We start from the raw sequence: 14774 nt of genomic DNA, 5'->3' as shown, positions 1-14774 counted from the left end.
GAAACACAATCGAACCGACTTTATTTAACAGCAATACCGGCGGGTGACAACGGCTATTATTTTGGAGAATCGGCGATGATTTTGCGGCACCGGGTGTCGGTTGCCGTTTCGGCCGGCCGGCGATTGGCGATCAATTCCAGAAAAGCCTCCAGCCGGGTTCGCAACTGGCCTTCCGGGAAATTGCGCGGATCGACGCAATCCACCTCGAGATTGAGGACCGGCACGCCGCTTTCCCGCAGGCGGTCGGCGATCAGGCCGCGCGCCCCGGTGCCCTGGCGGCAACCCCAGTGACAGGGATTGATGGCGCCGTCGACGCGGTATTCGAGCGCCAGTTCCGTCAACAAAGCGGCCCGGTGATCGACCGTCCCGTTCAGCGGCATGTGGATGGCGCGCCGAGCCAGTCCCGGGTACGGATCGCGCGGATCGATCGGCTCCCAGTAAAGGTTGTTGAGTTCGTCGATGACGACGGTCGCGCCGTATTCCTTGGCGAGCAATGCCTCGAGCGGATTGTGGAATTGTACGCGGTTCTGGATCCAAAGCAGGCGGATTTTTTCCGCGCGGCCGCCGCCGTTTCCCGCTTGGCAGCGAGCGGTGAATTCATCCCGATAGGCCCGCGCCGCGGCCTCGCCGCCCGCCGTACCGAGAAACAGCGGTAGTACGATGCCGAAGTTGCGCAAGTCGTTCGACGATGCCGGCGAAGGGACGGACCGCGCCAGGCGGTAGACCTCCAGCAGCGATTCCCGCGTCCGGTTGGTGGCGGCCAACGATTGTTCCAGTTTTTCATCGTCCAGGGCGCGGCCGGTGTGCCGCGCCACGAATTCGACCATTCGGCGGAGCTGCCCGGCGAGATAATTCACGGCGGCCGGCGTGTCTTCCTGCGGGATTTGCAGCACGAACAAATCCTTCTTGAACAGGCGCGCGAGGTTTTCGATCGTCGCCAGGCCGCCGCTGCACGGGCTGGTGGTCGCGATCAGAAAATCGGGCACCGGCATGAAGCCCTGCAGCGCGGCGCCGATCACCGCGCGGTGATAGCCGCAGGTGTCGGCGGCATAGCCGGCCTGCTCGGCGGCCTGCAGCTGCTCGCCGATCAGGCCCGTCGAGGCAAGCATCGCGCCGACGAATTCGACGAAGCAGGACGTCACGCCCATGGCATTCAGTAAGTCGAAGGGCGCCGTCACGCCGCACCAAGCGACTTGCCCGGCGCCGGAATACAGTCGCGTTCCCAGGCGCGCCACCTCGAGCGCGAAGATTTTTCGCGCCGCGACGCGCTCCGGCGCGGTTTGCCTGGCGGCTTCGATTTCATCGACGAGATTTTGAAAATAAGCCTGCATCATGAGTTCACCCCAACATTTCGACGAAAGCCTCGATCCGGGTCCGTTGCTGCCCGATGGCGCCCAGCGTGCAATCGCCTTCCAGAAGGAGCAGCGGCAGGCCGGCTTCGCGCAGCGCCTCCCGAATCGCGGGCAGGCGCGCCAGGTAAGGGTCGCAGAACTTGAGAACGTGCCCGATGACACCGCGAGCGCCGCATTCGCGAGCGGCCCGCACGAGGTCGGGGGCGATTTTCCCGGGCCGCGCGGGGTCCATCGTGCGCGCGCAGGCCGGCCGCGTCAGCAGTGCGCGGGCCAGCCAATGCAGATCGTCGGCGAAGTCGCCGGGTTCGATCCGGTGAAAAGCGCGCCCGCCGGTGCAAACGTCGTCGGCGATCACCCGGGCGCCGCACGATTCGAACAGGGTCAGGGCTTCGGGGTCCGGCAGGACGTTGCCGAACAGCAATACCGGCACCGCGCCGGCGGCCGTTTCCTGGGCGGGCGCCTCGGCCGCGGCCTGGCGAAAGGCGGTCAGGGCTTCATCACGCGGCCGCGTCATCGCCAAACGAAGCAAGGCCTGATTCCGCGCGGCGCCGCCGGCGAGCGTGCCGGCGCGCAATCCGGCGCGCAACGTTTCGGCCAGCGCCGCCAACTCGTTATAGCTCGCGATGCCGCGTTTCAGTTCCGCCGGATCGAAGCTCCGGCCGCTCCATTCGGCCAACGTTTCCGCCAATCGCCGCAACTCGGCGGCCAGAAACGCGATCGAGTGCTCGTCGGCGGCCACCGGCAGATCGACCAGCACGATCCGATCGTCGGGCCGCGCTTTTTTCCAGGCGTCCGCCAGGCGGCGCATGGCGTCGCAACTGGCCATGAAAACCATTCCGGCCAGGGGCGGCAGGTCGCCGGCCAGTCCGCGATCGAGCAGGCGCTTGACGTGCGGGCAAAGATTTTCGTGCAATAGCTGGCCCGCCTGATCCGGCCAGTCGCCGATGGGCAGCAAACGATGCGCGGCGAAGCCGAAGGCGTCCAGCAGCGGCAGGGGTGTGTACGCGCAGGCATAACCGATGGCCGATGCGGCGCAGGTGTTCATGATTCTCCTTTCGCCGGTTGATTGGCCAAAACGGCCCGGAGGGTTTCTTTCAAATGAGCCAGATCCGTTTCCGGAATGCCGGCGAACATCCGCGCGATGGTTTTCGTCACCACCTCGGTGACCTCCCGGCGGATGCCGCGTCCCAGATCGGTCAGTTCGATGAGCTGAGCCCGCCGATCCTCCGGGTCCGCCCGGCGGATCAGAAAACCGTCGCGTTCCATCCGGTCCAACAGGCCCGTCATGGTCGACGGTTCCAGGCCGGAGCGGCGGCCCAACTCGTTGGTTTTCAGCCCTTCCTCGAGCCAAAGGGCCATTAAAACGCCAAGATAGGCCGGTTTGACGTGCTCAAGATCGGCGGCCGTCAAATCGGTTTTCAGAGCGGCGGCGACGGTCAGCGACACGCGCGAAATCAAGTAATAGGGGCATTCTGTTGGTATGATGTTCTGGTTCATGGGAACGTCCATAAAAGTATGAATCCATAATATACGCATACAAAATATAAGCAAGCGAATTATTCAACACCGGTAAAATGTCCTCGCTTAATGATTGGCGGCAGGAGTATTTCCATGGTACGGTCAATTCGGTCCGTATCCGTCAGTATCTTTTTAAAGAGAAAAGCGCGGTTGCTTTTTTCCGAGACGTCCATCCACTAATCGAAAGGGGGCGGAAAATGAGAAAAATGGTCTTCGTTTCCTTGGTGGTCTTGTTGGGGTTGGCGGCCGGCTACGCGGTCGCGGCGGGGGCGTTGAAAGTCGGCGATGTGGTTTACGCGGAATGGAGCGCCAACGGCTGGTATCACGGTAAAATCGACAAGTCCTGCCAGGGCGGCTGGCATATCGCGTTCGACGACGGCGATCAGAAATGCTGCACACCCGCGCAGATCGCCAAGGATGTCGTGCCGCCCGCGGCCCAGGTGAAGGTCGGAACCAAGGTGCTGGCCCAATGGAGCGACCAGAAATATTATCCGGGAACGGTGTCGGCGATCGCCGGCGGCGACTATTCCATTCATTTCGATGACGGTGACAACGGCAAAGTGAAATTGGCGCAGATTCGCTTGCGGTAATTTGTTTTACGACGGCCAGGGCTCGTTGGCCTTCGGGCGGACGAGCCTTTTTTCGTTGGTGGTCAATCCTCGCCGCGCAGGTAACGGTCGACCGCGGCGGCGGTCAAACGGCCGTCGTGGAACGCCCGGACGACCAAGGAGGGGCCCAGCACGGCATCGCCGGCGGCGTAGACCCCGGGTTGGGATGTCCGGTTGTTCCGATCCACCCGCAGGTTGCCGCGCGCGTCGAGTTCCAGCGACAGATCGGCGACGAGCCGTTCGTGCGCGACGTGCAAAAAGCCCATCGCGAGCAGCACCAGATCGGCGCGGATCTCGAATTCGCTGTCGGGGATCTCCTGGCAGGAACGCCGATCGGGAGACCATTCCACCCGGGCGACGCGCAGCCCCTCGAGCGACCCGTCGAAGCCGAAAAACGCCTTGGTCTGAACGCCCCACAACCGCCGGCAGCCTTCCTCGTGCGACGACGATTCGCGTTTGATCCGCGGCCAGGTCGGCCAGGGATTGTCGGCGGGGCGCTCGGCGGGCGGTTCGGGCAGAATTTCCAGTTGCGTAACCGAGGCGGCGCCCTGCCGGTTGGCGGTGCCGATGCAATCCGCGCCGGTATCGCCGCCGCCGATTACGACAACGTGCCTGCCGGTGGCGGTGACGACGCTTTCGGGGGCGAGATCGTCGCCGGTGTTCCGACGATTCTGCTGGGTGAGATACGGCAGGGCGAAACAAATGCCCTGCAGATCGCGGCCCGGCACGGCCAGGTCGCGCGGTTGCCCGCTGCCGACGGTGAGCACGATGGCCTGGAAACCGCGCCGCAGATAGTGGGCGGAAAGATCGACGCCGACGTTGACGCCGGTTTCGAAGACGACGCCTTCGCCCGCCAGTTGGGCGAGCCGGCGATCGAGCACCGCTTTGTCGAGCTTGAAATCGGGGACGCCGTAACGCAGCAGTCCGCCCAGGCGGTCGCTCTTTTCGAACAGGGTGACATCGTGCCCGGCCCGCGCCAATTGCTGGGCCGCCGTCAGGCCGGCGGGGCCGGAACCGATCACCGCGACCTTCGCGCCGGTGCGCTCGGCGGCGGGTTCGGGGTCGAGCCAGCCTTCGCGGAAGGCGCGTTCGGCGATCTGCATTTCGAGGTGGCGGATCGTCACCGCGGGCTGGTTGATCGCCAGCGTGCAGGCCGCCTCGCAGGGCGCCGGGCAAATCCGGCCGGTGATCTCGGGGAAGTTGATCGTCGAATGCAGCAGGTCGGCGGCCCGCCGCCAGCGCCCGCGATAAACGGCGTCGATCCACTCCGGGATGCGGTTGCCGACGGGGCAGCCGAAATTGTGGCAAAACGGAATGCCGCAATCCATGCAACGGTTCGCTTGCTCGTGCAGGCGTTCGGGCGCGAGGGGCACTTCGAACTCGGCGAACGAGCCGAGGCGTTCGCGGACCGGCTTTTTGCTCGGATCCTGGCGGGAGTAGTGCAGAAAACCATCGGCTTTAGACATTGAACACCTCTTCGGTGGCCGACACGGCGTCCTCGCGGATTTCCTCTTCGAGCCGGATGCGGGCCAGCGCCTGGCGGTAATCGACGGGCATGACCTTGACGAACAGCGGCAGGTGCGACTCCCACTCGGCGAGCATCCGCTGCGCCCGGACGCTGCCGGTGTGGCGGACGTGGTTTTCCAGCATGGTCCGCAGCAGCTTCTGATCCGGCGGCTGCCAGACCGTTTCCAGCTCGACCATGTCCAGGTTGCAACGGGTGTCGAAAAGCTGCGTTTCGTCGAAAACGTAGGCGATGCCGCCGCTCATGCCGGCCGCGAAATTCAAGCCGGTCAGGCCCAGCACGACGACCACGCCGCCGGTCATGTATTCGCAGGCGTGGTCGCCCACGCCTTCCACCACCGCTCGCGCGCCGCTGTTGCGCACCGCGAAGCGCGTCCCCGCCGCGCCCGCCAGATACAGTTCGCCGCCCGTCGCGCCGTACAACACGGTATTGCCGACGATGGCGCTTTCGTGGGCCGGAAACGACGAATCCGGATGGGGTGCGATCGCGATCCGGCCGCCGCTCATCCCCTTGCCGACGTAATCGTTGGCGTCGCCGGAAAGGTGGAACGAGACACCCGGCGCCAGGAACGCGCCGAAGCTCTGGCCCGCCGATCCGGTGAACCGGACGCGGATCGTCTCTTCCGGCAAGCCGGCCGCGCCGTAACGACTGACGATGGCGCCGCTGAGCCGCGCGCCGACGGTGCGGTGGACATTGCGGATCGGCAGTTCGTGTCGCACCGGCCGGCCTTGTTCGAGGGCCGGCGCGGCCAGGGCGATCAGTTCGTCATCCAGCGGCGGGTCGCCGCTCCGTTCGCCGGCCCGAAGGAAGCGCCGGGCTTGATCGCTCGAGCTTGCGGGCGCGGCCAGCAGGGCCGAGAAATCCAGGCCGCGCACCTTCCAGTGATCGAGCGCGTCGGCCGTTTCGAGGCATTCGACGCGGCCCACCATGTCGTCCACGGTGCGGAACCCGAGTTCGGCCATGTACTCGCGCAGCTCCCGGGCGATGAAGATCAGAAACCGCTCCACGTGTTCCGGCTTGCCGGCGAAGCGGGATCGCAACGTTTCGTTTTGCGTCGCCACGCCGACCGGGCAGGTATCGGTATGGCATTTGCGCATCATGACGCAACCCAGGCTGACTAGCAGTGTGGTGCCGAAACCGAACTCCTCCGCGCCCATCAAGGCGGCGATCGCGAGATCGCGGCCGGTCTTCAGTTGGCCGTCGACCTGGATGCGAATGCGGTCGCGCAGATCGCTGCCGAGCAGCGCCTGCTGCGTTTCGGCGAGCCCCAACTCCCATGGAGTGCCGGCATGCAGGATCGAGGTGAGGGGCGAGGCGCCGGTGCCGCCGTCGTGGCCGGCGATCAGCACGACGTCCGCGCGGGCCTTGGCGACGCCGGTGGCCACCGTGCCGACGCCGACCTCGGAAACCAGTTTCACCGAAACGCGCGCGAGCGGATTGACGCACTTGAGGTCGTAAATGAGCTGCGCCAGATCCTCGATCGAGTAGATGTCGTGGTGCGGCGGCGGCGAAATCAGGGTGACGCCGGGCGTCGTATGTCGCACCCGCGCGATTTCGACGCTGACTTTGTGGCCGGGCAATTGCCCGCCTTCGCCCGGCTTGGCGCCCTGGGCGATCTTGATTTGCAGTTCCTTGGCGCTCAGCAGGTATTCGGTGGTCACGCCAAAGCGGCCCGAGGCCACCTGCTTGACCGCCGAGCACAGCGAGTCGCCGTTGGGCAGCGGCGCGAAGCGCGCGGCGTCCTCGCCGCCTTCGCCCGAATTGCTTTTGCCGCCCAACCGGTTCATGGCCAGCGCGATGCTCTCGTGCGCCTCCTTGCTGATCGAACCGTAGGACATGGCGGCGCTGACGAACCGCTTGACGATTTCCGTTTCCGGTTCGACTGCGGCGAGGGGGATCGGCGCGCCGGGTTTGAAACGGAACAGTCCGCGCAGGGTCGCCAGGCCCAGCGAACGGTCGTGAATCAGCGCCGAATATTTTTTGAACGAGCCGTAGTCGTCGTGGCGCACCGCGTGTTGCAGGTGGCAGATCGCCTCGGGAGTCCAGAGATGCCGTTCGCCGCCGACGCGCAGCCGAACCCGGCCGCCGACATCCAGCAGTTTCGGCGGTTCGCCCTTCAGCGGAAACGCGCGCCGGTGCAGGACCGCCGCTTCGGCCGCGACGTGTTCCAGCCGGATGCCGCCGACGCGCGACGCGGTGCCGTGGAAATACCGATCGACGAAATCGCCGGCCAGCCCGACCGCCTCGAACAATTGCGAGCCGCAATAGCTGCGCAAGGTCGAGATGCCCATGCGGCTGAAGGTCTTCAGCAGGCCTTTTTTCAGCGCCGTGATGTAATGTTCGACGGCGCGGTCGGGATCGCGGACGTTTTCCAGCAGGCCTTCGCGCGCCAGGCGGGCGACCGTCGCCATCGCGCCGTAGGGGCACACCGCGTTGGCGCCGTAGCCGATCAGCAGGGCGTGGTGGGCCACCTCGCGAGCCTCGGCGGTTTCGACGATCAGGCCGACGCGGTTGCGCAGGCCTTTCCAGATCAGGTGGTGGTGCAGGTTGGAGGTCGCCAACAGCGCGGGAATGGCGGCGCGCAGGGCGTTCAGGCGGCGGTCGGTCACCAGCAACAGCCGGGCGCCGCCGGCGATGGCTTCCTCCGCCTGGCGGCACAGGTTCTCCAGCCCGGCGACCAGCCCCTCCTTACCGGCTTCGGGGGTGAACAACATGTCCGCCTCGCCAACCCGCACCTCCGGCCAATCGCACTGGCGCAACCGCGTCGCGTTCTCGGGCGTGAGGATCGGCTGCGTCAGCCGCAGACGCTGGCAGTGTTCCGGCACTTCCGCGAGGAGGTTGCCGGCCGTGCCCAACCAACCCATCAGGGACATGACGAATTCCTCGCGTAGCGGGTCGATCGGCGGATTGGTGACCTGGGCGAAGAGCTGTTTGAAGTACGCATACAGCAATTGCGGCCGCTCGGACAGCACGGCCAGCGCCGCGTCGTTGCCCATCGAGCCGATCGGTTCCTGCCCTTGCGCGGCCATCGGCGCGAGGATCATTTCGATTTCCTCGTCGGAGTAACCGAAGGCGAGGTGCAGGCGCCGCAGGTGCTCGGCGGCGGGTTCCGGTTCGAGCGCGGCGCGCGGCAATTCATCCAACTCGATGCGGTTTTGCTTCAGCCACAGGCGATAGGGCCGGGCGCGGGAGATCTTGGCTTTGACTTCCTGGTCGGGGACGATCCGCTTTTGTTCGAGGTCGACCAAAAACATCCGGCCGGGCTGCAGTTGGCCGCGGCTGAGGATGCGCTCCGGTTCGATTTCGAGGACGCCGGTTTCGGAGGCCATGACCACGAGCCCGTCGGTGGTCACGGTGTAGCGCGCCGGGCGCAGACCGTTGCGGTCGAGCGTCGCGCCGATGTAACGGTCGTCGCAGAACATTAGGGCGGCGGGCCCGTCCCAGGGTTCCATGAGCGCCGAATGATATTCGTAGAAGGCTCGTTTGTCGGCGCTCATCTGCGCGACGTTCTGCCAGGCCTCGGGAACCATCATCATGATCGCGTGCGGCAGCGAACGGCCGGCGAGCACGAGCAGTTCCAGCATGTTGTCGAAAATCGCCGAGTCGCTGCCCTCGCGCACGAGCACGGGACGAAGGCGCTCGAGGTCCGCGCCGAAAAGGGGCGAACGAAGGTCGGCCTCGCGGGCTTTCATCTGGTTTAGGTTGCCGTGCAGGGTATTGATTTCGCCGTTGTGCGCCAGGTAGCGGAAGGGCTGCGCCAGCGTCCAGGTGGGCAGGGTGTTGGTGCTGTAGCGCTGGTGTACCAGCGCGTAGGGGCTGGCCATCCGCGGATCGACCAGGTCGGGGTAAAAGCGCGGCAGTTGCGAGCCGGTCATCAGGCCTTTGTACACGATCGAGCGGCTGGAAAGGCTGGGCGCGTAGAACTGGGACGTATCGTCGCGCGACCACTCCCCAAAGGCCTTTTCCGTCAGCCGGCGGACGACGAGCAATTTGCGCTCGAACGCGTCGCGCGGCACGCCGTTGCGAGCCAGAAAAATCTGGCGGATCGCCGGTTGGGTACGCCGCGCGTAATCGCCCAGCGAACGAGGATCGACCGGCACCTCGCGCCACCCCAGCACCTCGCAGCCCTCGCGCCGCGCCGTTTCCTCATAATTGCCGGCGGCGCGGGCCGCCGCGTCCGGATCGACCGGCAGAAAAACCAGGCCGGTGGCGTAATCGCCGCGCGGCGGCAAAGCGAAGCCGGTCCGGGCGCATTCCTCGCGATAAAGCGCGTCGGGAAGGCGCAGGAGGATGCCGGCGCCGTCGCCGGTGGACTTGTCGCCGCCGACCGCGCCGCGGTGCTCGAGGTTGATCAGGGCTTGGACGGCGGCGGTGACGACCTCGTGGCGGGGCGAGGCGTCCAGCCGCGCCACGAAGCCGACGCCGCAAGCGCCGCGCTCCACGTCAGGGCGGGCGAGGCCCTTGTTTTCTTGGTTGTTCATTGCGCTTTTGGTTCCATAATAGAAAAAGACCCCCCGGCTGATCCTCGTCAGAGGTCGCCCGAACGATCAGACAGTCAAATGAAGGGGGTCCGCACCGGACTTACGGCTGCACCGGTCGAGTATTAAACATCCGGCGGTCGATGACAAGCAAAAAGCGCGACGGAGCGGCGAATCTGGCAGGCGGCTGAAAAAGGCCGTCCTGGTCTTTTTCAACCGCGCTCAATAAGAAGCGTGGTTTTGATTTCGCTTCATTTTCGGCAACTACGGAAGTCGCCGAAAATGGCGATCCATCCCTGGATCGCACGCCGAGTGTTTTTCAACACCCGGCTAGAACCGCGCGCGATGAAATTCGGTGACGCCGAAGTAGTCGCGGATTTCGTGCACCCGGCCCTCGTCGTCGGTCGCCTGGCCGCGAAAAACCCCGAAAGGCTGGTGATAATCGGAATAAACGACGCCCAGGTTGATTTTCCCGGCCCGTTCGCCCTCCGGATGAAAGTCGAGTTTGCAGCGCCCGTCGGTTGTCTCGATCCGCCAGGGTGCGGTCACCTTGGCTTGGTCGAAAGTGAAGCGGGCCGCCGCGTACATCGACAGCCGGTCGCCGACCCAGAGGCCGTTTTCGTTGTTTTCCTCGTCGTCCTTGATCACGTTGTGGGTCAGGTTGAAGCCCACCACGCGGCCTTGCTCGTCGAAACCCGCGCCCGACGCCCAGGTCCAGGCCATTTGGTAGGGATAGTAGGCCTTGTGCACGTCGATCAGCACGAGGTGGCGCTTTTCGTCCAGCGTGATCTCGCGATCGCCGACGCGGACGCGGCCGCGCACGGGGCAGGCCATCTTGTGCGAATAGGCGGGCCGGTTCGGCGCCAGTTTCAGCGCGACGATCAGAGGTTGGTAACGGTTCAGGTCGGCGAGCATTTCGAGGTCGGCTTGAAGGCCCGGCTTGCCGCCCGCGCCCCGGATGTCGATCGACGCCTCGTGCCGTCCCTGTTCGAGCCGGTTGCGGACGTCGATCCGGTATCCCGACTGCTTAAAACGGCATTCGTCGTTCCACAGTTCGCGCGCCAGTCGCGCGGTGAAGGGCGGCGCGTCGCGATGGTATTCGGTCATTTGGCCGCTAGGCCGGTCGACGAAATAGCAGAACGAATTGCTCAGGTAGTGGGTGTTGAGCACGACGAACGTCAGCAGCAGGTCGGGGCCGAACACGGCGAAATGCTGCCATTCCTTCAGACGGAACGGGTTGACCAGCTTGGAGGCCAGCCCGCCGATGCCGAAAATGTCGGCTTCCAGGATATTGAGGGTCCGAAACGGCGTCCGGAAATGTCCGAACTCGACCATCCGTCCGTTTTCCACCATCCGCGCCGGGGTATCTTTCATGGGACGAGACATCGTTTCTCCTCGCAATGGATGCAATGAACACCCAAGCATAACACGGCGATACGGCGGAAGCACCTGGTCCCTGCAATCGGAGGGATGGTTGGGGAGGGCGGATGACGCGAGGCGCTTTCCGAGTATATAGTAGGCGCGGGAGACAGCGAATCGATCAAGCCGTGGGAGGAATGCCGTGCGCGCGATCAAATTGTATCTGTTTCTCGTGCTCACCTATTTGTCGATCGAGATACTCTGGCTCGTCTTGTTCATGCGCGATTTTTACCTCGAGGCGCTCGGTACGTTGACGCGCCGCGACGCCTATGGGGTGGCCTTGATCGGCTGGACGTTTTTCCTGGTTGCCGCGCTGATCCCTTTGGGGATTCAGGTTTTCGTCCTGCCGCGATTCGGCGAAAAGGCCGAACCCCGACCAATCCTCGCCAAAGCGATTCTCTACGGGGTGATCGTTTACGGGGCCTATGACCTGACCAATTATTCCCTCCTGCGCTTCTGGCCCTGGCGGTTGGTGCCGATCGATACGCTGCTGGGCGGGACGGTTTGCCTGTTGACCGCCTTCGTCGGCCTGAAGGTGCAAAATCACCTGGCCCGGAAACCTGCTTGAATCTCGTTCCAGTTGCTGCGTTAATGCCGAGCGATTAATGATTTAGCGGTTGGACAACGCGGGAGTACAACGTGCATCAGACGGAACAGCGAATCAATCCGTTGACGACGATCATGAATCCGCAGTCGGTCGTCGTCGCGGGCGCCAGCAACAGCATCGTCAAGATGGGCGCCATTCAAGCCCTCAGTCTGCTCAACTCCGGCTTCGCCGGACCGGTCTATCTGTTGCATCCGACCGAAAAACAGGTGCTCGGCCGGCCGACCTACCCGAGTCCGGAAGCCCTGCCCGAGGCGCCGGAGGTGGCGCTGTTGGTGACGCCGTCCCGGATCACGCTGCCCTTGCTCGACGCCTTGGGCGAGCGGGGCGTGCGTTACGCGGTCATCGTCACCGCCGGTTTCGCGGAAGTCGGCGCGGACGGCGAGGCGCTGCAAAAAGAGCTGCTGGAAATCACCCGGCGGCACGGGATCCGGTTCGTCGGCCCGAATTGCATCGGCATCCTCAATACGCACGCCAAAATGAACATGACGGTGGCGCCCTACCTGGACCAGCCGGGTCACCTGGGGTTGATCAGCCAGAGCGGCACCTACGTCGCGCAAACGATGGCCTACCTGCGCGAGCGCGGCATCCGTTACAGCCAGGCGATCAGCGTCGGCAACTCGCTGGACATCGACGTGGTGGACGGCCTGGATCATCTCGGGGCCGATCCGCACACGAAGGCGATCGCGCTGTACCTCGAGGGCATCAACCGCGGCCGGGAGTTCGTCGAAACCGCGCGCCGCGTGGCCCGCGAAAAGCCGATCGTCGCGCTTTACGCCGGCGGCAGCGAGGCCGGGCGGCGTTCGGTGCGCTCTCACACCGCCTCGCTCGGCGGCCCCGACGCCCTGTTCGACGGCATTTTCGCGCAGGCCGGCGTTCTGCGGGCGCGGTCGGTGCAGGAAATGTTCGACTGGGGCCATGCGCTGGCCAACATGCCGCCGCCGCGCGGCCGGCGGATGGCGATCCTGACGCACTCCGGCGGTCCCGCCGCCTCGATGGCCGATGCCTGCGACAAGGCCGGGTTGACGGTGACGGAATTCAGCGCGGAATTGCAGGAGAAGCTGCGGCCGCACGTCGTCGCGACGGCCTCGGTGAAGAATCCGGTCGACCTGACGTTCATCATCGAGAGCGAGAGCTTCGTCAAACACCTGCCGGAAATCCTCTTCGGCGCCGAGGAAATCGACGGCATTCTGGTGCACGGCATGATGGACACCGGCTTCGCGAAAATGATCATCGACAACATGGGATCGCTGGCCGGCGGCGCGCCGCCCGAATTTTTGAAGATGCTCGAGTTCGACCTTGATCGCCTGCTGGTCTTGCCCGCGCAAACGGGCAAGCCGCTGGTCGCTTCCACTTTTTTGCGCGTCGACCATGCGGCCGAAACGTTCCGCGAGCACGGGGTGCCGCTGTTCAGTTCGCCCGAACGGGCCGTCGCCGCGATGGCGGCCCTGGCCGATTCCGCGCAAATCCGCGCGCGGCGGCGCGCGGACCGGGCCGCGACCGAGACGCCGGCGGTCACAGAGCGGGCATCCGTCGCTCCGCGTAATGAATACGAGGCGAAGCGCTTGCTCGCGGAATACGGGGTGCCGCTGCCGCGCGAGGAACTGGCGGCGGAGGTTGCCGACGCCGTGCGGATCGCCGATCGGTTGGGCTACCCGGTGGCCGTCAAGGGATTGCCGCCCGGTGTCGCGCACAAAACCGAGGCGGGCCTGGTGTGGCTCGATCTGCGGTCGGCGGCCGAGGTGCAAAACGCCGCCGAAAAAATCCGCGAGCAATTTCCCGCCGCGCCCCTGCTGGTTTCCGAGATGCTGTGCGGCGGCCGCGAATTGGTCGTCGGCCTGACGCGGTTCCCCGGGTTCGGCCCCTGCGTCATGCTCGGCGCCGGGGGAATTTTCACCGAGGCGATCCGCGACGTGACGTTCCGCGTCGCTCCGTTCGACCGGGCGGAAGCCGTGGCCATGCTCGACGATTTGAAGCTACGGCACGTTTACGGCGCGTTGCGGGGCCGGCCGGCGGTCGACCGGGAAATTCTGGCCGACATTCTGCTCGGCGTCGGACGGTTGGCGCTCGAGCATCCGGAAATCGCCGAAATCGACATCAATCCGCTGATCGTCGTCGACGGCAGACCCATCGCCGTGGACGCCCTGATCGTCGCCGGATAGGAATAATCGGTTAAGGAAGGGAAACGGCCCGCCGCTCGCGGGCAGACGCGAACAGGGCGTCGAGCACCGCCATGTTGGCCACGGCGTCGGCCGCCGGCCAGCGCGGCGCGATCTCGCCGGCGCAGACCGCCGCGAAATCGTCCAATTCCAGCCGGTAGGAATCCGCCGGGGGCACCACGATCTCCTCGGATTTCGCTTCCGGCCGCAACAGCCGGATCACGGCCGGGGCATCGCCGGGAACCCAGGGGTTGAGCAGTTGCAGGGCGCCCGCGGTGCCGGCGATTTCCGCGCGGTGCCGTTCGAAATTGGCGATGCTGGTTTCAAAGTGCGACAACACGCCGTTCGGAAACTCCAGCAAACCCAGCAGCAGATCGTCGACGCACGAACGTTTTTCGAAGGCGCTGACCCACGACGGCTCGCACCCCGCGATCAGTCGCGAAAAATGCACGCAGTAGCAGCCGACGTCCCGCAACGCGCCGCCGGCCATTTCGGCCGAGGCCGGGTTTTGCGTCCGGTCGTCGAGCAAAAACGTGAACTGGCCGTGTAGCGCCGACACCTCGCCGATGACGCCGCTCGCCACCAGTTCGGCGACGCGCGCCCATTGCGGATGGTGGCGGTACATGAATGCCTCGGCCACCGGCAAACCCCGCTCGGCGGCGCGGGCGGCGACCGCGCGCGCTTCGACGGCGTTCGCGGCGAACGGCTTTTCGCACAGCACGGGCAGGCCGGCCTCGAGCGCCCGCATCGTCCATTCGGCGTGCAGGCTGGTGGGCAGCGGGTTGTAGATCAGATCCACTTCGCCCGATTGCAGCATTTCGTCGTAGGAAGCGAAGGCCAGGGGGATGCCGTAGCGCCGCGCCCATTCGCGCGCTTTGGATTCGTTGCGGCTGGCGACCGCGCGCAGGATACCGTTGCGGGAACGGCGCAGCGCCCGGATGATCTCCGTCGAAATCTGCGCGGTGCCGAGAATCCCCCAACGCCAGAACCGTCCGGCGGGTTTTTTCACTCCAGGCGCCTGTGTCATCTCCGTCTCCCCGGTTCGAATGGAAAGGATTGCGGCAGAATAGGCGGGGCGACCGGCGCGGTCAAATCATGCCGTCCGGAAAAC

Annotated in this window: 10 protein-coding genes; 3 read left to right on the top strand and 7 right to left on the bottom strand. The window is 65.2% G+C overall.

Features of this window, described 5'->3' with window-relative positions; all coding sequences use genetic code 11:
* Positions 1 to 56 precede the first annotated feature (56 nt).
* The 3 genes from GX444_13810 to GX444_13800 are packed head-to-tail and all read right to left on the bottom strand — an operon-like array spanning position 57 to position 2849.
* Entirely contained in the window at positions 57 to 1334 is a 1278-nt protein-coding gene (locus GX444_13810) for a 2-hydroxyacyl-CoA dehydratase (protein ID NLH49658.1), read from the bottom strand.
* A gap of 4 nt (positions 1335 to 1338) precedes the next feature.
* A complete protein-coding gene (locus tag GX444_13805; GenBank protein NLH49657.1) occupies positions 1339 to 2397 on the bottom strand; it encodes a 2-hydroxyacyl-CoA dehydratase in 1059 nt (352 codons plus the stop codon).
* Entirely contained in the window at positions 2394 to 2849 is a 456-nt protein-coding gene (locus GX444_13800) for a MarR family transcriptional regulator (protein NLH49656.1), read from the bottom strand. Before GX444_13800 ends, GX444_13805 begins: the two co-directional genes overlap by 4 nt.
* A gap of 218 nt (positions 2850 to 3067) precedes the next feature.
* Here GX444_13800 and GX444_13795 point away from each other — a divergent pair, with 218 nt between their 5' ends.
* On the top strand, positions 3068 to 3460 hold the full coding sequence (locus GX444_13795; protein NLH49655.1) for a DUF4537 domain-containing protein: 393 nt from the start codon (positions 3068 to 3070) through the stop codon (positions 3458 to 3460).
* Between the two features lie 62 nt (positions 3461 to 3522).
* On the opposite strand, the gene GX444_13790 is transcribed toward GX444_13795, so the two are convergent.
* From GX444_13790 to GX444_13780, 3 genes are all read right to left on the bottom strand, one after another.
* On the bottom strand, positions 3523 to 4944 hold the full coding sequence (locus GX444_13790; protein ID NLH49654.1) for a glutamate synthase subunit beta: 1422 nt from the start codon (positions 4942 to 4944) through the stop codon (positions 3523 to 3525).
* Positions 4937 to 9484 (bottom strand): glutamate synthase large subunit, encoded by a 4548-nt coding sequence (gene gltB, locus GX444_13785; protein NLH49653.1) that lies wholly within the window; start codon positions 9482 to 9484, stop codon positions 4937 to 4939. Before gltB ends, GX444_13790 begins: the two co-directional genes overlap by 8 nt.
* Before the next feature lie 327 nt (positions 9485 to 9811).
* Complete coding sequence (locus tag GX444_13780) at positions 9812 to 10867, bottom strand: DUF2804 domain-containing protein (GenBank protein NLH49652.1); 1056 nt, start codon at positions 10865 to 10867, stop codon at positions 9812 to 9814.
* Between the two features lie 175 nt (positions 10868 to 11042).
* Here GX444_13780 and GX444_13775 point away from each other — a divergent pair, with 175 nt between their 5' ends.
* Positions 11043 to 11468 (top strand): DUF2177 family protein, encoded by a 426-nt coding sequence (locus tag GX444_13775; protein ID NLH49651.1) that lies wholly within the window; start codon positions 11043 to 11045, stop codon positions 11466 to 11468.
* 71 nt (positions 11469 to 11539) lie between these two features.
* Entirely contained in the window at positions 11540 to 13666 is a 2127-nt protein-coding gene (locus tag GX444_13770) for an acetate--CoA ligase family protein (protein NLH49650.1), read from the top strand.
* A gap of 10 nt (positions 13667 to 13676) precedes the next feature.
* Here the strand turns inward: GX444_13770 and GX444_13765 are convergent, their stop codons facing one another.
* Positions 13677 to 14690: a Gfo/Idh/MocA family oxidoreductase gene (locus GX444_13765; GenBank protein NLH49649.1), complete on the bottom strand. Its 1014-nt coding sequence runs from the start codon at positions 14688 to 14690 to the stop codon at positions 13677 to 13679.
* Positions 14691 to 14774: the final 84 nt, after the last annotated feature.

The sequence above is a fragment of the Myxococcales bacterium genome (assembly GCA_012517325.1).
In the GTDB taxonomy this organism is placed as follows: Bacteria; Lernaellota; Lernaellaia; order Lernaellales; family Lernaellaceae; genus JAAYVF01.
Note: the sequence above shows the minus strand (reverse complement) of the source record. Positions and strands in the feature narration are given on the sequence as shown.